This window comes from Pseudomonas sp. MWU13-2100, from assembly GCF_023242365.1.
Taxonomy (GTDB): Bacteria; Pseudomonadota; Gammaproteobacteria; order Pseudomonadales; family Pseudomonadaceae; genus Aquipseudomonas.
This window is the reverse complement of record NZ_JALLIX010000002.1, coordinates 152,732-173,197: the sequence shown is the minus strand read 5'-3', so window position 1 is coordinate 173,197 and position 20,466 is coordinate 152,732. Positions and strand designations below refer to the sequence as shown.

Annotated in this window: 15 protein-coding genes; 6 read left to right on the top strand and 9 right to left on the bottom strand. The window is 62.5% G+C overall.

Translation table 11 applies throughout. The annotated features are described in order from the left end of the window. Nucleotides 1–150: 150 nt before the first annotated feature. Genes M5B99_RS02375 through M5B99_RS02360 form a run of 4 tightly spaced genes read left to right on the top strand, consistent with a single transcriptional unit; the run spans nucleotide 151 to nucleotide 6,481 of the window. Complete coding sequence (locus M5B99_RS02375; RefSeq protein WP_318654553.1) at nucleotides 151–1,932, top strand: type I secretion system permease/ATPase; 1,782 nt, start codon at nucleotides 151–153, stop codon at nucleotides 1,930–1,932. Next, nucleotides 1,929–3,257, top strand: coding sequence for an HlyD family type I secretion periplasmic adaptor subunit (locus tag M5B99_RS02370; protein WP_248802464.1), 1,329 nt, complete (start codon nucleotides 1,929–1,931; stop codon nucleotides 3,255–3,257). Before M5B99_RS02375 ends, M5B99_RS02370 begins: the two co-directional genes overlap by 4 nt. 1 nt (nucleotide 3,258) lies before the next feature. After that, the gene (locus M5B99_RS02365; RefSeq protein ID WP_412548686.1) at nucleotides 3,259–4,608 is read left to right on the top strand and encodes a TolC family outer membrane protein; all 1,350 of its coding nucleotides are present in this window, start codon (nucleotides 3,259–3,261) and stop codon (nucleotides 4,606–4,608) included. A 25-nt stretch (nucleotides 4,609–4,633) separates the two neighbouring features. Beyond that, nucleotides 4,634–6,481 (top strand): polyurethanase, encoded by a 1,848-nt coding sequence (locus tag M5B99_RS02360; protein WP_248802462.1) that lies wholly within the window; start codon nucleotides 4,634–4,636, stop codon nucleotides 6,479–6,481. A 261-nt stretch (nucleotides 6,482–6,742) separates the two neighbouring features. Here the strand turns inward: M5B99_RS02360 and M5B99_RS02355 are convergent, their stop codons facing one another. From M5B99_RS02355 to arnC, 8 genes are all read right to left on the bottom strand, one after another. After that, nucleotides 6,743–8,338 (bottom strand): ArnT family glycosyltransferase, encoded by a 1,596-nt coding sequence (locus M5B99_RS02355; protein WP_248802580.1) that lies wholly within the window; start codon nucleotides 8,336–8,338, stop codon nucleotides 6,743–6,745. Between the two features lie 258 nt (nucleotides 8,339–8,596). Next, nucleotides 8,597–9,958 (bottom strand): UDP-glucose dehydrogenase family protein, encoded by a 1,362-nt coding sequence (locus M5B99_RS02350; RefSeq protein WP_248798576.1) that lies wholly within the window; start codon nucleotides 9,956–9,958, stop codon nucleotides 8,597–8,599. Then, nucleotides 9,955–10,362 (bottom strand): 4-amino-4-deoxy-L-arabinose-phosphoundecaprenol flippase subunit ArnF, encoded by a 408-nt coding sequence (gene arnF / locus M5B99_RS02345; RefSeq protein WP_248802461.1) that lies wholly within the window; start codon nucleotides 10,360–10,362, stop codon nucleotides 9,955–9,957. The genes M5B99_RS02350 and arnF overlap by 4 nt, the downstream gene beginning before the upstream one ends. Continuing rightward, nucleotides 10,359–10,703: a 4-amino-4-deoxy-L-arabinose-phosphoundecaprenol flippase subunit ArnE gene (gene arnE / locus M5B99_RS02340; protein ID WP_248802460.1), complete on the bottom strand. Its 345-nt coding sequence runs from the start codon at nucleotides 10,701–10,703 to the stop codon at nucleotides 10,359–10,361. Before arnE ends, arnF begins: the two co-directional genes overlap by 4 nt. Next, nucleotides 10,700–12,349: a lipid IV(A) 4-amino-4-deoxy-L-arabinosyltransferase gene (arnT, locus tag M5B99_RS02335; protein WP_248802459.1), complete on the bottom strand. Its 1,650-nt coding sequence runs from the start codon at nucleotides 12,347–12,349 to the stop codon at nucleotides 10,700–10,702. The genes arnE and arnT overlap by 4 nt, the downstream gene beginning before the upstream one ends. Further along, nucleotides 12,346–13,230 carry a 4-deoxy-4-formamido-L-arabinose-phosphoundecaprenol deformylase gene (gene arnD / locus M5B99_RS02330; RefSeq protein WP_248802458.1) on the bottom strand — a complete coding sequence of 295 codons (885 nt, stop codon included), beginning with the start codon at nucleotides 13,228–13,230 and terminating at the stop codon, nucleotides 12,346–12,348. Before arnD ends, arnT begins: the two co-directional genes overlap by 4 nt. Beyond that, a complete protein-coding gene (arnA, locus tag M5B99_RS02325; RefSeq protein WP_248802457.1) occupies nucleotides 13,230–15,221 on the bottom strand; it encodes a bifunctional UDP-4-amino-4-deoxy-L-arabinose formyltransferase/UDP-glucuronic acid oxidase ArnA in 1,992 nt (663 codons plus the stop codon). Before arnA ends, arnD begins: the two co-directional genes overlap by 1 nt. Next, nucleotides 15,218–16,231, bottom strand: a complete 1,014-nt coding sequence (gene arnC, locus M5B99_RS02320; RefSeq protein WP_248802456.1) for an undecaprenyl-phosphate 4-deoxy-4-formamido-L-arabinose transferase — start codon at nucleotides 16,229–16,231, stop codon at nucleotides 15,218–15,220. The genes arnA and arnC overlap by 4 nt, the downstream gene beginning before the upstream one ends. A gap of 394 nt (nucleotides 16,232–16,625) precedes the next feature. On the opposite strand from arnC, the gene M5B99_RS02315 reads away from it, so the two are divergent. Together M5B99_RS02315 and M5B99_RS02310 are read left to right on the top strand one after the other, a co-directional pair. After that, complete coding sequence (locus tag M5B99_RS02315) at nucleotides 16,626–18,287, top strand: MFS transporter (RefSeq protein ID WP_248802455.1); 1,662 nt, start codon at nucleotides 16,626–16,628, stop codon at nucleotides 18,285–18,287. Continuing rightward, on the top strand, nucleotides 18,284–19,429 hold the full coding sequence (locus M5B99_RS02310) for an HlyD family secretion protein (RefSeq protein ID WP_248802454.1): 1,146 nt from the start codon (nucleotides 18,284–18,286) through the stop codon (nucleotides 19,427–19,429). Before M5B99_RS02315 ends, M5B99_RS02310 begins: the two co-directional genes overlap by 4 nt. A 199-nt stretch (nucleotides 19,430–19,628) precedes the next feature. Here M5B99_RS02310 and M5B99_RS02305 read toward each other — a convergent pair whose 3' ends face one another. Beyond that, nucleotides 19,629–20,456 (bottom strand): metal-dependent hydrolase, encoded by an 828-nt coding sequence (locus M5B99_RS02305; protein ID WP_248802453.1) that lies wholly within the window; start codon nucleotides 20,454–20,456, stop codon nucleotides 19,629–19,631. Nucleotides 20,457–20,466 lie beyond the last annotated feature (10 nt).

Genomic DNA, 20,466 nt, shown 5'->3' with positions numbered 1-20,466 from the left:
GATGCCCCGTGTCTGTTAGTTGTTTTCTCGTTCAGTCTTTATGGCGCGCGAAAGAGCGGCTCATGTTGAAATTACCTATATTCCCGAGCGGCTCGTCGGCCATCGAATAAAGGTGCGTATCCGGCTGCCTGTAAACTTCAAGGAAGATAGATGACCCCGCCGAAAATGATGTCCGGGACACCTTTGATCCGTGTGCTCGGCGATTATAAAAGTATCTTGTTCAGCGTCGGTTGTTTTACCGCGTTGATCAATCTGCTGATGTTGGTGCCTTCGATTTACATGCTCCAGGTCTATGACCGGGTATTGACCTCGCAGAACGAAACCACCCTGGTGATGCTGACCCTGATGGTAGTGGGGTTCTTTGCCTTTATCGGGCTGCTGGAAGTGCTCCGCAGTTTTATCGTGATCCGCATCGGCAGCGCCCTGGAGCGGCGCTTGAACCTGCGGGTCTATCAGGCGGCCTTCGAACGCAACCTGTTGTGCGGCGAAGGGCATGCCGGCCAGTCCCTCGGCGACCTGACGCTGATTCGCCAGTTTCTCACCGGGCCGGCCCTGTTCGCCTTTTTCGACGCGCCGTGGTTTCCCATCTACCTGCTGGTGATCTTCCTGTTCAACCCCTGGCTTGGGGTCTTCGCCAGTGTCGGAGCCTTGCTGCTGATTGCCCTGGCCTGCCTCAACGAATCCATGACCAAAAAGCCCTTGAGCGAAGCCAGTGGTTATTCGCAGCGCTCGAATCAACTGGCCACCAGTCATCTGCACAACGCCGAGATCATCCAGGCCATGGGCATGCTCGGGGCCTTGCGCAAGCGCTGGTTCCAGGTGCATTCGAAATTCCTGGCACGGCAGAACCGCGCCAGCGATACCGGGGCGGTGATTACCTCCCTGAGCAAGATGTTGCGCCTGTGCCTGCAATCGCTGGTGCTGGGCCTGGGGGCGCTGTTGGTGATCAAGGGGGAGATGACCGCCGGGATGATGATTGCGGGCTCCATCCTGATGGGGAGGGTGCTCAGCCCCATCGACCAGATGATTGCCGTGTGGAAACAGTGGAGCACGGCCAAGCTCGCCTATCAGCGTCTGGATGGCTTGTTGCGCGAGTTTCCCGAGGCGCAAGGGCAGATGAGCCTGCCCGCGCCCCAGGGCCAGGTGGCGTTCGAACAGGTCAGCGCCGGACCGCCGGGCAAGCGTGGCGCGACCCTGCACCAAGTGAGTTTCAGCCTGGCCCCCGGCGAAGTGCTGGGGGTGCTCGGCGCCTCGGGCTCGGGCAAGTCGACCCTGGCCCGGGTGCTGGTAGGCGTCTGGCCGACTCTGGGCGGCACCGTGCGCCTGGATGGCGCCGACCTGCATCGCTGGGACCGCGATGATCTCGGCCCGCATATCGGCTACTTGCCCCAGGACATCGAGTTGTTCAGCGGCAGTGTTGCCGAGAATATCGCGCGGTTTGCCGAGGTCGATTCAGCGAAAGTGGTCGAGGCGGCGCGCCAGGCCGGTGTGCACGAACTGATCCTGCGCCTGCCCCAGGGCTACGACACGTTGCTGGGGGAAGACGGCAGCGGCTTGTCCGGCGGGCAGAAGCAACGCGTGGCGCTGGCCCGTGCACTCTATGGCGGCCCGCGCCTGGTGGTGCTGGATGAACCCAATTCCAACCTCGATGTGGTCGGGGAAACCGCCTTGACCCAGGCAATTGCCTTGCTCAAGGCCCGGGGCAGCACGGTGGTCCTGGTGACCCACCGTTCCACCTCCCTGACCCAGGCGGACAAGTTGCTGGTGCTCAACGAAGGCCGTCTGCAAGCTTTCGGCAGCAGCGCCGATGTGCTCAAGGCGCTATCGGCCGGCGCCCAACCGGCAGCGCAACCGGCCCGCGAGGCCGCCACTCCGGCCGGCGTCAGCCTGAGTCGACAGTATCCCGCGCCGACGCGCAGCAGCGGCGCATGAGCAAGGACAGCACGATGCAGATCAGTACCCCTTTTGAATACCGCGAGCACGATGCCCGGTTCTTTGCCCGCATGGGCTGGCTGTTGGCACTCCTGGGGGCCGGCGGCTTCTTTCTCTGGGCGGCCCTGGCGCCACTGGACCAGGGCATTGCCGTGCAGGGCACGGTAGTGGTGTCCGGCAAGCGCAAGGCCGTGCAATCCCTCGGCGGCGGTGTGGTCAACCGGATCCTGGTGCGTGAAGGGCAAGTGGTGCATCAGGGCCAGCCGCTGTTTCGCCTCGACCAGACCCAGCTGTCGGCCGATGTGCAATCCCTGCAGGCACAGTACCGCATGGCCTGGGCCAGCCAGGCGCGTTGGCAGAGCGAGCGCGACAATCTGCCCCGGGTGGTGTTTCCGCCGGAGTTGAGCACGGATGCCGACCCGCGCCTGGCGCTGGTCCTCGAAGGTCAGCGACAACTGTTCAGCAGCCGTCGCGAAGCCTTTTCCCGCGAGCAGGCCGGCATTCGCGCCAGTATCGACGGCGCCGGCTCGCAACTGGCCGGTATGCGCCGGGCGCGCAACGACATGCTCGCCCGCGCCGATTCCCTGCGCAGCCAGCTGGACAACCTCAAACCCCTGGCCGACAACGGCTATATCCCGCGCAACCGCCTGCTGGACTACCAGCGCCAGCTGTCCCAGGTGCAACAGGACCTGGCGCAGAACAGCGGCGAATGCGGGCGGGTCGAGCAGGGCATTGTCGAGTCGCGTCTCAAGCTCTCCCAGCACGCCGAGGAGTATCAGAAGGAAGTGCGCGGCCAGTTGGCCGAGGCCCAGCTCAAGAGCCTGACCCTGGAGCAGCAGTTGCGCTCGGCGGGTTTCGATTTGCAGCACAGCGAGATCATCGCGCCGGCCGAGGGCATCGCGGTCAATCTCAGCGTGCACACCGAAGGTGCGGTGATCCGCGCCGGGGAAAACCTGCTGGAGATCGTGCCCCAGGGCGAGCGCCTGGAAGTCGAGGGGCATCTGCCGGTCAACCTGGTGGATAAGGTCGGCAGCCATCTGCCCGTGGACATCCTGTTCACCGCCTTCAACCAGAGTCGCACCCCACGGGTAGCCGGCGAAGTCAGCCTGATCTCGGCCGATCAGTTGCTCGATGAAAAGACCGGCGCGCCGTATTACGTGCTGCGCACTTCAGTGAGCGACATGGCCCTGGAAAAACTCCGCGGGCTGGTGATCAAGCCGGGCATGCCCGCCGAGATGTTCGTGCGTACGGGCGAGCGCTCACTGCTCAATTATCTGTTCAAACCGCTGCTGGACCGCGCGGGTTCCGCGCTGACCGAGCAATAGGATGTTTCACCGAATGAAGACACTGTCGATGATCGTGGCAACGCTGTCCCTGTTGGTCAGCACCGGCAGCCAGGCCATGGGGCCGTTCCAGGTTTATGAACAGGCGCTGCGCAATGACCCGGTCTTCCTCGGCGCGCTCAAGGAGCGCGATGCCGGCCTGGAGAACCGCGCCATTGGCCGCGCCGGCCTGCTGCCGAAGATTTCCTACAACTACAACCAGGGCCGCAACGACTCGCGGGCCACTTACCTCAGCGAACGCGGCAACGCCCACGAGGACCGCCACTACACCAGTTCCGGCTCAACGCTGATGCTGCAACAGCCGCTGATCGACTATGAGGCCTACGCCAATTACCGCAAGGGCGTGGCACAAGCGTTGTTCGCCGATGAAACCTTTCGCGGCAAGAGCCAGGAACTGCTGGTGCGGGTCCTGACTTATTACACCAAGGCGTTGTTTGCCCAGGACCAAATCGAGATCGCCCAGGCCCGCAAGAAAGCCTATGAGGAGCAGTTCCAGCAGAACGAACATCTGTTCCGCCAGGGCGAGGGCACGCGCACCGACATTCTTGAAGCCGAGTCGCGTTTCGAACTGGCTACCGCCGAGGAAATCGAGGCCCGCAACGAACAGGATGCCGCCCTGCGCGAGTTGGGGGCGTTGATCGGCGTGGCGTCGGTGGACGTTTCCGAGCTGGCGCCGCTGGCCCAGGCTTTCCAGTCGTTTCCCCTGGAACCGGCCAACTTCGATACCTGGCACGCCATGGCCCTGGAGAACAACCCGACCCTGGCGTCCCAGCGTCAGGCCCTGGAAGTGGCCCGTTATGAAGTGGAGCGCAATCGCGCCGGGCACCTGCCCAAGCTCAATGCCTACGCCAGCGTGCGCAAGAGCGAGTCCGACAGTGGCAACACCTACAACCAGCGCTACGACACCAACACCATCGGCTTCGAGGTGAACGTACCGTTGTTCGCCGGGGGCGGCGTCTCGGCGTCGGTGCGCCAGGCCAGCGCCAATCTGGAACAGGCCGAATACGAGCTGGACGGCAAGACCCGCGAAACCCTGATCGAGCTGCGCCGCCAGTTCAGTGCCTGTCTGTCGGGGGTGAGCAAGTTGCGCGCCTATCAGAAGGCCTTGAGTTCAGCCGAAGCCCTGGTGGTCTCGACCAAGCAGAGCATCCTCGGTGGCGAGCGGGTCAACCTCGATGCGTTGAATGCCGAGCAGCAGCTCTACAGCACCCGGCGCGACCTGGCCCAGGCCCGCTACGACTACCTGATGGCCTGGACCAAATTGCATTACTACGCCGGCACCTTGCGCGAAACCGACCTGGCCAGGGTCGACGAGGCCTTCATACGGCAATAATTCCAACCAGCAAGGAGGCAATACCATGGGTGTGTTTGACTATAAGAATGTGGGAAGCGAGGCTTCAAAAGCGCTGTATTCCGATGCGCTGGCGATCACCTTGTACTCCTACCACAACCTCGATAACGGCTTTGCCGTGGGCTACCAGCAGAACGGCTTCGGCCTCGGCCTGCCGGCGACCCTGGTCAAGGCCCTGATCGGCGGCACGGATGCCCAGGGGGTCATCCCCGGGATACCGTGGAACCCGGATTCGGAGAAAGCCGCGCTGGCGGCGGTGAAGGTTGCCGGCTGGACGCCCATCAGCGCCGCGCAACTGGGCTACGGCGGCAAGACTGACGCCCGCGGCACCTTCTATGGTGAGAAGGCCGGCTACACCACGGCGCAGGCGGAAATCCTCGGCAAGTATGACGTCAGCGGGCACCTGAGCGAGATCGGCGTGTCCTTCCGTGGCACCAGCGGGCCCCGGGAAAGCGAGATCAGCGATACCATCGGCGATGCGATCAACGACTTGCTGGCGGCCATCGGTCCCAAGGATTACGCGAAGAACTACAGCGCCAATGCCTTCGAAGGACTGCTCAAGAGCGTCGCCGGCTTTGCCGCGGCCAACGGCCTGTCCGGCAAGGACGTGCTGGTCAGCGGCCACAGCCTCGGCGGGCTGGCGGTCAACAGCGTGGCCGACCTGAGCAAGGACCATTGGGGCGGTTTCTACAAGGATGCCAACTACATCGCCTTCGCCTCGCCGACCCAGAGCGGTGTGGGCACCCAGGTGCTGAATATCGGTTATGAAAACGACCCGGTATTCCGCGCCCTCGACGGCTCCAGCCTGACCCTGGCGACCCTGGGCGTGCACGATGCGAACAAGGCGTCGGCGACCAACAATATCGTCAGCTTCAACGACCATTACGCGTCCGACGCCTGGAATGTCCTGCCGTTTTCCATCGGCAACGTCGCCACTTGGATTTCCCACCTGCCGACGGCCTATGGCGATGGCCTGAATCGGGTGCTGGGTTCGCAGTTCTACAACCTGACCAGCAAGGACTCGACCATCATCGTCGCCAACCTGTCGGATCCGGCGCGGGACAAGACCTGGGTACAGGACCTCAATCGCAACGCCGAGGCCCATAGCGGCAGCACCTTTATCATCGGCAGCGACGCCAATGACTTGCTCAAGGGCGGGCGGGGCAACGACTACATCGAAGGGCGCGGCGGCAACGATACCTTCCGGGACGACGGTGGCTACAACATCATTCTCGGTGGCAAGGGCAACAATACCTTCGACTTGCAGAAACCCCTCAGCAGCGTCGATATCGCCAACGACGGCCATGGCACCTTGTATATCCGCGATGCCAGCGGTGGGATCACCATCGCCCAGAATATCGGCACGCTGGTCAGCAAGGAGTCGAGCCTGGTGTTCTTCAACAAGGACGTCGCCCACGTAGTGGGGAGTCAGAGTCTGTCAGAGGGGAGTTACGTCAACTCGCAGGTGGGCAGTGAGGGTGCCGATACCCTGACCGCGAAGTCTTCCGGGGAGTGGCTGCTGGGCAATGGTGGCGACGATCATCTGATCGGTGCGGCCAAGGGCGGCAACCTGTTTATCGGTGGGGGCGGCAATGACCTGATGGATGCGAAGGGCGGGGGTAATACCTTCCTGTTCAACGGTTTCAACGGGGCGTTCGGCCAGGACAAGATCACCGGCTTCCAGGCGTCCGACAAGCTGGTGTTCATGGGCTATGCCGATTCCCAGGGACACACTGTCCAGGAGCACGCCAAGGTGGTGGGGCACGATACCGTGCTGACCTTCGGGGCGGACTCGGTGACGTTGGTGGGGGTAGGGCTGGATGTGTTGAAAGGGGCGAGTGTGGTGATCGCCTGACCGCGTCATGAGCACGGGTCTCAGCCTGGCTGAGGTCCATGTGGCGAGCGAGCGGGCCCTACTGCCGTTCAGTTAAGGCCAAACACGGTCCCTGTGGGAGCAGAGCTTGCTCGCGAAGAGGCCCTTGAGGCCGCTAAAAGCTTCGCGGGCAAGCTCCGCTCCCACAGGGAAGAAGGTGCTTTCAATATGCCATTTCCCTTGACTGAACGGCAGTAGGGCCCGCCCGCTCGCCACAAGTTCTCAACTCACCACAAGACTGCGTTATGGCAGCTTCAGCAACACATAATCGTTCTTGTCGAACCGCTGGCTGAGCACCGGCACCAGATCACCGACGGCCGTGCCTTTCAGCGCTTCGTAAGTACTCTTGTCCATCATCACCCATGCAGGTCGCGCCACGCCCTGAAGCTGCTCAGGTGTATCGGTGAAGATCGGTTGCAGATCCCCCTCGGCATTGACCATGAACTTGATCGCCCGCCCATCCTTGCCCACTGCGTGCATGACCAGCGGCGCCGGGTCCTTTTGCATCAACTGCTGGGTGGCCCGGGTAAAGGCGCGGGTATCGTAGGCCACGCGTTCGGTCGGCTCGACGATCAGGATATAGCTGCTCCACAGCGCCAGCACCGCACAACCGGCCAGGCCGAGGGCGCGCCAGCGGGCGTTGAACAGCAGCACCACGGCGATCACCTGCAAGGCCCCGACCAGATAGGGTGCGACGCCCAGGCTCGGCAGCTCTTCAGGGAAGCGCCGATGCAACATGAACATCCCGGCAATCAGCAGGCCCGGCAGAATCAGCCAGAGGCCCTGCATCAACCCACGCAACCAGGCAAACAAACGGCCTTTCTCAACCTGGAACGGATAGGCCGCGACAATCGCCGCCATTGGCACCATCGGCAGGATATAACGCGCTTTTTTCGCCTGGGGCACCGACAAACCAAGCATCACGATCAGCCCTGCCGCGACCGCATAGAGGGTCAGTTGCAAGGCCGGTCCACGGTGCTGGCGACCGGTTGTCAGAATGGCGACCAGCACCAGCACGGCCAATGGATAAGCCAGGGCATAGTTGCCAAAAGCGCTGCTGAAGTAATACAGCGTACTGCTGGAGCCCGCCGAGCCGTCCATGCGTCCGGTGAATTGCATGCGGATCACTTCCTGGAGGAAGGCCGGGCCACCGTCCAGCGAAGCCAGCCACAATAACAGGCCGATACAGGCCGCCAGCAGGAACAGGGCCTGGAAGCCGAACACGAACAGCCGGCGCCATTGACCGCTGAGCAGGTAGAAGCTGCACAGCATGCCCGTGGGGATTACCAGGCCCATGGGGCCGCGAATGGCAAAGCCGAGTACCAGCAGCGCCAACAGCAGCAGACCGCGTTTCGGCGCGCCGTAGTATCTGGCGGCATAACCCAGGTAGAACACCGCCAGGGACACGGCGGCGAGCATCTGGTCCAGGGAAACCGCGCGGGTTTCGATCAGGAAATTATTGGTCAGCAGCAGCAAGGCGATGCTCAGCAGCGCCCAACGTGGCGAATGCGGGGCCACCAGCCGGTACATCAGCACCACGATCCAGGCCGAGGCCAGGGCGCTTGGCAGCCAGGCGGCGAAGGAATTGACCGTGCCGAACGGCAGCGACAGCAGCCAGATCAGCAGGGTAGAAAATGCCGAATAGTCGGGGTACGGCTCGCCATAGGTGGTCGGGAAGAAACTCGGACCGTGGCGCAGCATTTCCTCGGCGAACAGCACGAAGCGCGAGTCGAAGCCGATGGCGGCTTGCTGATAGACACCGGCGATAAACAGCAGCAGGGCCACCAGGCCCAGGCAGAGGGATTGGCGATTCAGGGTATTGCGGGATGAGGACGTCAATGTCACGGCCGTGAACCTGAAAAAACGGGCGAGCCCGTTAGGAACGAAAACGCGGTCATTTTCTGGAAATGACCGCGTCGTTTGTCTATCTGGGATAAGCCCGATGCACTGGCCCGACCCCAGAGCTTGAGAACACCCGGATCTTGTGGGGGCGGTGCTTGCCCGCGAAGAGGCCCTCGAGACCGCTAAAAACTTCGCGGGCAAGCTCCGCTCCCACAAGGTCAGCCTGGACCGACCCAGGTATTTTCAATCAGGATGTCACGCCATGCCGTGACGGGTCACCGGCAGGTCCAGCGAGGCACCGCGACCGATCGCAAAGTAGGTGAAACCTTTGCGCTGCATGCGATTGGCGTCGAACAGGTTGCGGCCGTCGAAGACCACCGGCGCTTTCAGACGCTGCTTGATCAGTTCGAAGTCCGGCGCCTTGAATTGTTGCCATTCGGTGCAGATGATCAACGCATCGGCGCCGACCAGTGCCGATTCCGGCGTACCCATCAGCGACAGGCCCGGCTCATCCGGATAGATGCGCTGGGTTTCCTGCATGGCTTCCGGGTCGAATGCGCGAACCTGTGCGCCGGCGGCCCACAGGGCTTCCATCAGTACGCGGCTCGGGGCGTCGCGCATGTCGTCGGTGTTCGGCTTGAACGCCAGGCCCCAGAGGGCGAAGGTCTTGCCTTTCAGGTCGCCTTTGTAGAATGCGTTCAGACGGTCGAACAGCTTGTGCTTCTGGCGCTCGTTGATCGCTTCGACCGCTTGCAGCAGGTCGCTCGAGCAGTTGGCCGCCTGGGCGCTGTGGATCAGGGCGCGCATGTCTTTGGGGAAGCACGAACCGCCGTAGCCGCAGCCCGGGTAGATGAAGTGGTAACCGATGCGCTGGTCGGCGCCGATGCCCATGCGCACGGCTTCGATGTCCGCACCCAGGTGTTCGGCCAGTTCGGCGATCTGGTTGATAAAGCTGATCTTGGTCGCCAGCATGCAGTTGGCGGCGTACTTGGTCAGCTCGGCGCTGCGCAGGTCCATGAACATGATGCGGTCATGGTTGCGGTTGAACGGGGCGTAGAGGTCGCGCATCACTTCGCGGACTTCTTCGCGCTCGCAGCCGATGACGATCCGGTCCGGACGACGGCAGTCTTCAACCGCCGAGCCTTCCTTGAGGAATTCCGGGTTGGAGACGATATCGAATTCCAGGGTCCGCCCGACTTTGTCCAGGGCCGCCTGGATGTGCGCGCGCAGGGTGTCGCCGGTACCGACCGGAACGGTGGATTTTTCCACCAGGATCAGCGGCTCGACGCGATGACGGACCACCGCATCGCCCACCGAAAGGACGTACTTGAGGTCAGCCGAACCGTCTTCGTCCGACGGCGTGCCGACGGCGATAAACAGCACCTGGCCATGCTCGATCGCCAGCTTCTCGTCGCTGGTGAAGTGCAGGCGGCCACTTTCCAGGTTGCTCTTGACCATGGTCTCCAGCCCTGGTTCGAAGATGGGGATGTGGCCTTTACGCAGCAAGTCGATCTTGTTCTGGTCGACGTCCATGCACACGACATCATGACCGACTTCGGCCAGCACAGTCGCCTGTACCAGACCGACATAACCGCTACCAATTACGCTGATTTTCATACGGAGTCCCTAGGACGGGGTATACGTGGAGAGTTGATCGTTAGCACACCGAGAATGACCAGGGCCACTCCCAGCGATTTCGAAAGACTGAAGCTTTCATTGAAAAACGGCAGGCCGGCGGCCAGCAGGTAGACCAGCGCGTAACTGACGCTGAGCAACGAGTAGGCACGGCCCAATGGCAAGTCGCGCAAGGCGGCCAGCCAGCAAAGCATGGACAGGGCGTAGGCGAGGATCGACCCGGCCACCACGCCCAAGGCGAGTAACGATACGTCCTGAGTCATCAGGGCGTCCAGCCATTGCGCCGGTTCCGGCAGGCGGGTCATGCTCCAGCGCATGCCCAACTGGGCACCGCTGACCAGCAGGACGCTGCCGGTGGCCAGGGTAAAGCCGCGAGCCTGGCTCATAAGTGACGCCCCAACAGGACCACGCCGGCGATGATCAACGCCACGCCGAACCAATGGCGGGTGTCGATCGACTCCTTGAACAGGTAGTGCGCCACCAGGGTGATCAGGACAAAGTTCAGGCTGAGCATCGGATAGGCAATCCCGACTTCCAGCCGTTGCAGGACCAGCAGCCAGACCAGCAGGCCGAAACCGAGGCTGGCCAGCGCCAGCCACAGCCAGGGCGAACGCAGTTTGTGCAGGACGCCCTGGGAAGGGCCGCGCCAGCTTTCGACGGCAAACTTCTGCGCGACTTGGCCCAGGCACGTCAGCAGACAGGCACTGAGCAACAGGATCAGGGTCATGGTGTGGTCTTCGAGAAAATCAGGATAACCATGTTGCCTTCTTCATAGCGGACATGATCCTTGGGCAACAGGTCGATCTCGTGCAGTTCGTCCTCATCCTTGACGCGCATCACCACACCGACCTGGCCTTCACGGCGGGCATTGTCCATCCAGGCCTGGATCTGGCTCAGATCCTGGGCACGACCGGCGGTCTCGGGATAACCCAGGCCGTACTGCAATTCACCCTGGGTGTTGTAGAGGGTAATGTCGCTGCGCTTCATGCGCCAGGCCAACGCCGAAGCGGCACCCAGGTCGTTGCTCAGGAAGTGACGGCTCTGGCTCAGTTCCTCGGCATGGTGGGCGATGAACTGGTCGGGCATCTTGTTGTGCACGATGACGTTCGGCATCGCCGCCGGCAGCAACAGCACCAGCATGCCCATGCCCAGCGCCGGGGTGGCCCAGAAGGTCAGCGGCTTGAGCAGGGGCAGGAGATTGACCAGGATCCAACTGCCGATGAACACGCAGAGCAGGGTCAGGTGCAACGGCTCGTTATCGTAGAACGGCTGCTTGATCTGGAAATACACCAGCGCGGCCAGTCCCGCCAGGCCCAACACCAGGTTGAGCAGGCCGTTGAGACGGGAAACCTGGCCCTGCGCAAGCTTGATGCGCTCCATCAGCGAATGCCCCATCAGCAACGCCAGGGGCATCAGGCACGGCATGATGTAGGTCGGCAGCTTGCCGCGGCTGAGGCTGAAGAACGCCAGCGGCAACAGCAGCCAGAGCAGCAGGAACACGGTGATGCGTTGACCTTTGGTGCGCCACGCGTCCTTCAGGGTCACCGGCAACAGCAGCGCCCATGGCAGGCTGGAGAGCACAATCATCGGCAGGTAGAACCACCATGGCCGGGTGTGCTGCGCGTCTTCGGCGGCAAAGCGCCGGATGTGCTCGTGCCAGAAGAAGAAACGCCAGTAGTCCGGTTCCTGGAGTTGGACCGTCAGGACCCAGGGCAGGCTGATCAGCGTGGCCACGGCCACGGCGACCAGGCCATAACCCACCAGTTCGCGAAAACGCTTCTGCCAGATCATGTAGGGCAGGGCGATCAGCACCGGCAACATCAGGGCCAGGAAACCCTTGGTCATGAAACCCATGCCGCAGGCCAGGCCCAGGGCCACCCACGACCACAGGCGCGCCCGCGGGCTGCTGGCGTCGATGGCGAACCACAGGGCGACGAAGCTCAGGTTGACCCAGAAAGTGAACTGCGGATCGAGGTTGGCATACCCGGCTTGCCCGGCGATCAGGCCGAAGCTCATGTACAGCGCGGCGCAGGCAAACTGCTTGCGTTCGTCGTTCCACAGGCGCCCGGCGATCAGATAGACAAGCAGCACGCTCAGCCCGGTGCTCAGGGCCGAGGCGAAGCGCACCCCGAAAAAGTTTTCACCGAAGAGGGCCTGACCGATGGCGATCATCCAGTAGCCGGCGATGGGTTTTTCGAAGTAACGCAGCTCCATGAAGTGCGGCGACGCCCAGTGGCCGTGCCGAAGCATTTCCTGGCCGATCTGGGCGTAGCGGGTTTCGTCCGGAATCCACATGCCATGGGTGACCAGTGGCAGCAGGTAGAACAGCAGAAAAGCGAGAAACAGCAACGGCAAAGCCCAGCGCCTGGTCATCCCTGCTGTACCCCGAGCCAGCCTTCACGGCCGCCGAGGGTGCCACGAACCAATTGCCCGGCGGGCAAGCGATCCAGTTGGGCCGGCAATAGATTGACCAGGGGCTGGAACTCGATGTCGCGCGCCTTGGCCTGGGCCAGGAGCTGGCGAAACTCGTTTGCCATCAGAATCCCTTCTACTTCTGCATGAATCGTGTAGACATTCAGGCGCGCCGGACTGAACCGGTCGAGAATGAACGCATTGAAATCTTTCGCGGCCAGATCCGCACCCACGACTTCGTCGAAAGTAGGCAGGTCCACGGGAATTTGCGGGGTGCCCAGGCTGCCATCCGCCAGCCGTGGCAGAAACAGACTGTGCCCGCGGCAGTCGCTGTTATAGCGAAAGCCGAAATGTTCCTTGGCTTGCACGACACGCTCGTCCGCCCGCCAACCGGCGGTGGCCGAACATTCGACGGCTTGTCCGGTGATATCGCTCAGGCAATCGACGCCGCGACGGATCTGTTCGATCAGTTCGGCTTCGCTCCAGCGCCCGGCGTTGGCCTGCCAGCCGTGGTGATCCCAGGCGTGCAGGCCGACCTCGTGGCCGGCGGCCAGGGTCTGGCGCATCAGATGCCCCAGATCCCGACCGATCGGCTTGCCTGGCCAGGCAGTGCCGGCCAGCAAGATGTCCCAGCCATAAAGGCTGGCAGCCTTGGAACGCAACATCTTCAGGAGGAACTGGGGTTTGATGAGGCGCCACAAGTGGCGCCCCATGTTGTCCGGTCCGACGCTGAAGAAGAACGTTGCCTTGACCTGGGCCTCGTCGAGCAGTTCCAGCAACCGCGGTACCCCTTCACGGGTGCCGCGATAGGTGTCCACATCGATGCGAAGTCCAGCCTGCATCAGCGCTTGTCCGCGATTTCGAGCATGGCTTCCTTGAGGAAGAAGTCCAGGGTGTTACCGATGGTTTCGCTCATCTCGACGGTCGGCTCCCAGTTCAGCAGGCGCTTGGCGTTTTCGACGCTTGGTTTGCGGTGCGACACGTCCTGGTAGCCGGTACCGTAGAACGCCTTGCTTTCCACGTCACGGAAACCGGCGAACGGAGGGAAGTTGCTGCGCAGCGGGTGAGCTTCGAACTGACGCAGCAGTTCTTCGCCCAGCTGACGGATGCTGGCTTCGTTGTCCGGGCTACCGATGTTGATGACCTGGCCGTTGCAGCAGTCGTTCTCGTTGTCGACGATACGGGCCAGGGCCTCGATGCCGTCGGCGATGTCGGTGAAGCAACGCTTCTGCTCGCCACCGTCGAACAGACGGATCGGCGTGCCTTCCACCAGGTTCAGGATCAGCTGGGTGATGGCACGGGAGCTGCCGATACGCGCCGAATCCAGACGGTCCAGGCGTGGACCCATCCAGTTGAACGGACGGAACAGGGTGAAGTTCAGGCCCTTGGCGCCGTAAGCCCAGATCACGCGGTCGAGCAATTGCTTGGAGACCGAGTAGATCCAGCGCTGCTTGTTGATCGGACCAACGATCAGGTTCGAGGTGTCTTCGTCGAAGTTCTCGTCCTGGCACATGCCGTAGACTTCGGAAGTCGACGGGAAGATCACGCGCTTGTTGTACTTGACGCAGTAGCGAACCAGTTTCAGGTTCTCTTCGAAGTCCAGTTCGAATACGCGCAGCGGGTTGCGGGTGTATTCGATCGGGGTGGCGATGGCCACCAGCGGCAGGACCACGTCGCACTTCTTGATGTGATATTCGATCCACTCGGAGTGGATGCTGATATCGCCTTCGACGAAGTGGAAGTTCGGATGGCTGCGCAGGCGCTCGATGGCGTCGGAGCCGATGTCCAGGCCGTAGACTTCGTACTTGTCGTCACGCAACAGGCGCTCGGACAGGTGGTTGCCGATGAAGCCGTTGACGCCCAGGATCAGTACGCGGGTGCGACGTGGCTTGCGGCCCGACTCGGCGCCGCGCAGGAAGGAACCGTCCACCAGGCCCAGTTCGTTGGCCAGTTGCGGGCCGCTGAGGAACAGGCCGTTGTCGTTGCGCTGGCCGGCGTTGATCACCAGGGAGTCTTCACCGCAAGCGATGCGCAGCGGGTCGACGCTGATCACGCGGCCAGGCGCCTGACCTTCGTTGCCCTTGACGACGTCGGCGCTCCAGACGATCAGCTTGTGCTCGCCCACGGCGCAGAAAGCACCCGGGTAAGGTTGGGTCACGGCGCGAACCAGGTTGAACAGCTCTTCGGCAGGCTTTTTCCAGACCAGCTTGCCGTCGGCCGGGGTACGGCGACCGAAGTAAGTGGCCTTGGACTCGTCCTGGGCGGTTTCGCTCAGTTTGCCGGCAGCCAGTTGCGGCAGGGCTTCGCTCAGCAGGCTGGCGGCGCTGTCACGCAGTTTGGTGTGCAGGGTCAGGGCAGTGTCGGCGCGATCGATGGCAACGCGGTTCTGCGCCAGGATGCCACCGGCATCGGCACGCTTGACCATGCGGTGCAGGGTCACGCCGGTTTCGCTTTCGCCGTTGACCAGCACCCAGTTGGCCGGTGCGCGACCGCGGTAGCGTGGCAGCAGGGAGCCGTGCAGGTTGAACGCGCCGTTCTTGGCGGTGGCCAGCAGCGCTTCGCTCAGCAGGTTGCGGTAGTAGAACGAGAAGATGTAGTCCGGGCTCAGCTTGGCAATGCGCTCGATCCACAGAGGATGGTTGGCATCTTCCGGGGCGTGCACGGTAATGCCCTTGCGAGCACAGAGTTGCGCTACGGAACCGTAGAAGGCGTTCTCCTTCGGGTCGTCGGCATGGGTGAACACTGCGGCGATGTCGTAACCTGCGGCGAGCAGGGACTCGATGCCGGTGCAACCAATATCGTGATAGGCGAAGACGACAACTTTCGGATTCATGGTGCGACCTGATTGGCGGTAGTAGTAGAAGGGGTATCACCAGCAGTGCTGGCAGGAGACGGCTGGCTACGCAGCACTTTCTCGATGAAGAAGCGCGGACGTGCACGCACGTCACTGTACATGCGGCCCAGGTATTCACCCAGCAGCCCCATGCCGATGAACTGGCCGCCGGTGAAGACGAACAGGATAGCAAAGAGCACGAACGAACCGTCACCGGCCCAGGCCGCGCCGAAGATCAGGCGCAGCACCACCAGCAGGATGGCGAAGAGCGCGCCGAGGCCGGCCATGGTGAAACCGATGATGCTCAACAGCCGCAGGGGCGTGGTGGTCATGCAGGTGACCAGGTCGAACATCAGGTTGATCAGGCGCATCGGGCTGTATTTCGAGTCGCCGTGCTCGCGCTCGGCGTGCTGCACCAGCACTTCGGTGGTGTGCCGGGCGAAGCTGTTGGCCAGGATCGGGATAAAGGTGCTGCGCTCGCGGCAGGCCAGCATCGCGTCGACGATGGTCCGGCGATAGGCGCGCAACATGCAGCCGTAGTCGCTCATGGCGACGCCGGTGGAACGTTGCACGGCCATGTTGATCAGACGCGACGGCCAGCGGCGCAAGGCCGAGTCCTGGCGATTGTTGCGCACGGTGCCGACCACGTCGAAGCCCAGGGCGGCCTGCTCGACCAGGCGCGGAATTTCTTCCGGCGGGTTCTGCAGGTCGGCGTCCAGGGTGATGACCACATCGCCGGTAGACTGCTCGAAGCCCGCCATGATCGCGGCGTGCTGACCGTAGTTGCGGTTCAGGATCACGGCGATGACCGGGCTGCCTTCACGCTCGGCGGCTTCCTGAAGAATGTCGGCGGAGCGATCACGGCTGCCGTCGTCGACCAGGATGATTTCGACATCCTGGGTCAGCTGCGAACAGGCCGCTTCGGTGCGGCGCAACAGCTCAGGCAGGCTCTGTTCTTCGTTATAGACCGGGATAACGATCGACACGCGCTGAATTGGATAAGGTTTCAAAGGCTTCTTTCCAGAATGGTTTCAATGGTGCGGCGATGCTTCAAGCCAGCCGATAGCATGCCGGACTCAACGCTCAGGCACAATGAACGATGCCTGTTATGCGAGCAAGCATAAAGGCATGACCGTGGGATGATACAGGGGTAATAAAAGACATGCGGCGATTAAAGCCTAAAAAAATGAAATGTCAAAGCTGCATAACCGCGTTATGTTCATGATTTTTATCAGGTCCCTGGCTCAGAGCGCGATCGGGATTCTACGGTAAACGCCCAAATGTGAAAAGCCTATGCACAAGAGATGAACATCCTGTTGTTTTGGGTCAATAGACCGCGGCGATTCAGGTAATCTGTGCTGCCGTTAAAAAGAGTCGCCTTCCGGTGTTTGGAGCAGGGCCCCGATGAACCAATACGCGCCGCATGACTGGCAGCCTCACGAGCGCCCCAGCCTGCCCGGATCGCCGTCGACGCCGCTGCATTCCACGCCCAGGCGCTGGGCTTATGCCATGGTCGGGCTGCTGGTGGCCTTGACCGGTGGCCTGGGCAATTCACTGGTGATCGCCAACCTGCCGTATCTGCAAGGCGCCCTGGGCTCGACCACGGCGGAGATCGCCTGGCTGCCGGCGGCCTACGTGATGACCAATGTCTCGATGAACCTGTTACTGGTGAAATTTCGCCAGCAGTTCGGTCTGCGAGCCTTTACCGAGGTGTTCCTGGTGCTCTATGCGCTGGTGACCTTCGGCCATCTGTTCGTCAACGACCTGAGTTCGGCGATTGCCGTGCGCGCTGCCCACGGCATGGTCGGCGCGGCCCTGAGTTCCCTGGGACTGTATTACATGATCCAGGCTTTTCCGGCGAAGTGGCGGCTCAAGGCCCTGGTGCTGGGCCTGGGCACCTCGCAGTTGGCGCTGCCCCTGGCGCGCTTGTTTTCCGAGGACCTGCTGCAGATCGCCGAATGGCGCGGGCTGTATTTGTTCGAACTGGGACTGGCCCTGGCGGCCCTGGGCTGTGTGTTCCTGCTCAAGCTGCCGCCCGGCGATCGCTTCAAGACCTTTGAGAAGCTCGACTTCCTGACCTTCGCCATCCTTGCCACGGGCGTGGCGCTGCTATGTGCGGTGCTCTCGCTGGGGCGGATCGACTGGTGGCTGGAGGCGCCCTGGATCGGCATCGCCTCGGCGGCCTCAATCGTGCTGATCCTCGCGGGGCTGGCGATTGAACACAACCGCAGCAACCCGATGCTGATGACCCGCTGGCTGGGCAGTGGGGCGATGATCCGGCTGGGGCTGGCGGTGATTCTGATCCGCATGGTGCTCTCGGAGCAGTCGACTGGCGCGGTGGGTTTTCTCCAGGCCTTGAACATGGGCAGCGAGCAGATGCGCAGCCTCTATGCAGTGATGTTGCTGGGCAGTATCGCCGGGTTGGCGGTCAGCGCCCTGACCATTCACCCCGATCACTTGTTCAAGCCGCTGATCATTTCCCTGGCGCTGATGGCGGTCGGCTCGTCCATGGACAGCTTTTCCAACAACCTGACGCGTCCGGCCAACATGTACGCCAGCCAATTCCTGCTGGCCTTCGGCGGGACCTTTTTCCTCGGTCCGACCATGGCCCTGGGCACCCGCAACGTGGTGACCAACCCGCGCAACCTGGTGAGCTTCTCGGTGTTGTTCGGGATCTGCAACAATCTCGGCGGGCTGATCGGCTCCGCGTTGTTGGGCACCTTCCAGGTGGTGCGGGAGAAATTCCACTCCAGCAGCATCGTCGAACACCTGACCCTGATCGATCCGCAAGTCGCCGCACGCCTGCAAAGCAGCAGCGCGGCCTACGCCGGGGTGATTTTCGATCCGTCGGCGCGCACCACCCAGGGCATGCAGGCGTTGGCCGCGTCCGCGACCCGCGAAGCGAATATCCTGGCCTATAACGATGTGTTCATGTTGATTGCGGTGATCGCGGTATTGACCATGCTGTGGATCTTCGCCCGCAGCTTGTGGTTGCTCAGCATGAACAGGAAAATCGCCGGCAACACCCCGTCTTCCACTCTCACCAGCGATGCCCCTTCACGATGAGCGAACCTGCTACCACGACCAATGCCATTGCCGCCACCCCCGACGGGGTCACTCCGGCCGGCGCCTCGTCCACCGAGCCGAGGTCCCTGGGGGTGCGGATCGTATCGTCCCTGGGCTTTGCCGCGATCGCCATCACCGGCGTGCTGATTGTGCTCTATGCCTGGCAGCTGCCGCCGTTCGGCAGTGCCATCGAAAGCACCGAGAATGCCCTGGTGCGCGGGCAGGTGACGTTGATCAGTCCGCAGCTCAGCGGCTATGTGTTCGAAGTGCCGGTGCAGGACTTCCAGTTCGTCAAGGCCGGCGACCTGCTGGTGCGTCTCGACGACCGCATCTATAAACAGCGGCTGGACCAGGCCATGGCCCAACTGGACGTGCAGAAGGCCGCCCTGGCCAATAACCTGCAGCAGCGGCGCAGTGCCGAGGCGACCATTGCCCAGCGCCAGGCGGCGCTCGACAACAGCCGGGCCCAGGCGCTCAAGAGCAGCGCCGACCTCAAGCGCAACGAAGCGTTGATCGCCGACGGCTCGGTGTCCCGGCGTGAGCTCGACGTGACCCGTGCCGACCATGCCCAGACGGACGCGGCGGTGACCCAGGCGAAAGCGGCGCTGGATATTTCCCGCCAGGACCTGCAAACCGTGCTGGTCAACCGTGGGTCGCTGGAAGCTGCGGTGAGCAACGCCGAGGCCGCGGTGGAGCTGGCGCGGATCGATTTGTCGAATACTCGGATCACCGCCCCCCGGGACGGGCAGTTGGGGCAGATCGGTGTGCGGCTGGGGGCCTATGTGAACTCCGGCGCGCAGTTGATGGCCCTGGTGCCAGATCGGCACTGGGTGATTGCCAATATGAAGGAAACCCAGATGGCGGCGGTGCGTGTGGGCCAGGCGGCGAGTTTTACCGTCGATGCCCTCAACCATCGCCGCTTCACTGGACGGGTGCAGCGCATTGCCCCGGCGACCGGTTCGGAGTTCAGCCTGTTGCAGGCCGATAACGCCACCGGCAACTTCGTCAAGATCGCCCAGCGGGTGCCGGTAAGGATCATCGTCGACCCGGGGCAGGAAGAGATCGATCGGCTGCGCCCGGGGCTGTCGGTGGTGGTGAGTATCGATACCGCCAGTCAGGTCCAGCCTGTAGAGCCTGACTGACCGGGCAAGCCCTGGTGCCGTTCAGTTAAGGGGGATGGGATATTGAAAACGCCACTTAAGCTGTGGGAGCGGTGCTTGTCGGAGCACCGCACCGCCGCGAAGCTTTTGGCGTTCTCAAGGGCCTGTTCGCGAGCAAGCTCTGCTCCCACAAGGACCGTGTTCGGCCTTAACTGAATGGCAATAGGGCAAGGCTCCGCAGTCAGGGGCGCGGGTTATCCATCGCCTCGACCAGGGCATCGATACGTTGCAGATGCTCGCGATTGTCATGGTCCCAGGGATGGAAGCCCGGTTTGAAATAGTCCAGCCAGGGCAGGGCAATGCGCGGAAACACGCCGTGGCGGCCGAACAGGTATTTCAGCATGCTCCAGCACCCTCTCAGGTGATGGCCGGCCTTGCGGTCGGCGATCAGCAGGCGTAGATGAAAGTCGAACACCACCAGCCAGAACATCAGCGTGGTGCTCAGCATGCTGCCGACACGGATCAGGTAGCGCCCCAGTCCCGGCTTGAGCGCGGCGTTCCATACATCGAAGGCCACCGACTTGTGCTCGGTCTCCTCCAGCGCATGCCACATCCACATCTGCCGATAACCCTCGACCGAGTCGCCGAAGCGGCTCGGGTCGCGCAGCATCAGGTCGGCGAGCATCGCCGTGTAATGCTCCAGAGCAATGGTGATGCCCAGGTTGAAGGCCGGCGGGAAGTGTTTTTTCTGGAAGTCGAGAATCACCCGCAAGCGTCGATCAAGCTGGTGCGCCGGTAGCCCGGCGGCTTGCAGCAGGTCGTTGTAGCGCAGGTGCTCGCGGCTGTGCATGGCCTCCTGGCCAATAAACCCTTGGATCTGGCGCTGCAGCTCGGGGTCGTGGACCCGATTGCGGTAATGGCGCACGCTGTCCATGAAGAACAGCTCGCCGGAGGGAAACAGCAGGGACAGGGCATTGAAGAAATGCGTGACCCACGGCCCCTGGGCATGCCAGTCCTTGGCACGTTCAGCGGGCAGCTCGACACGAACATCACGACGTACAGGCAGCATGACAGGCACT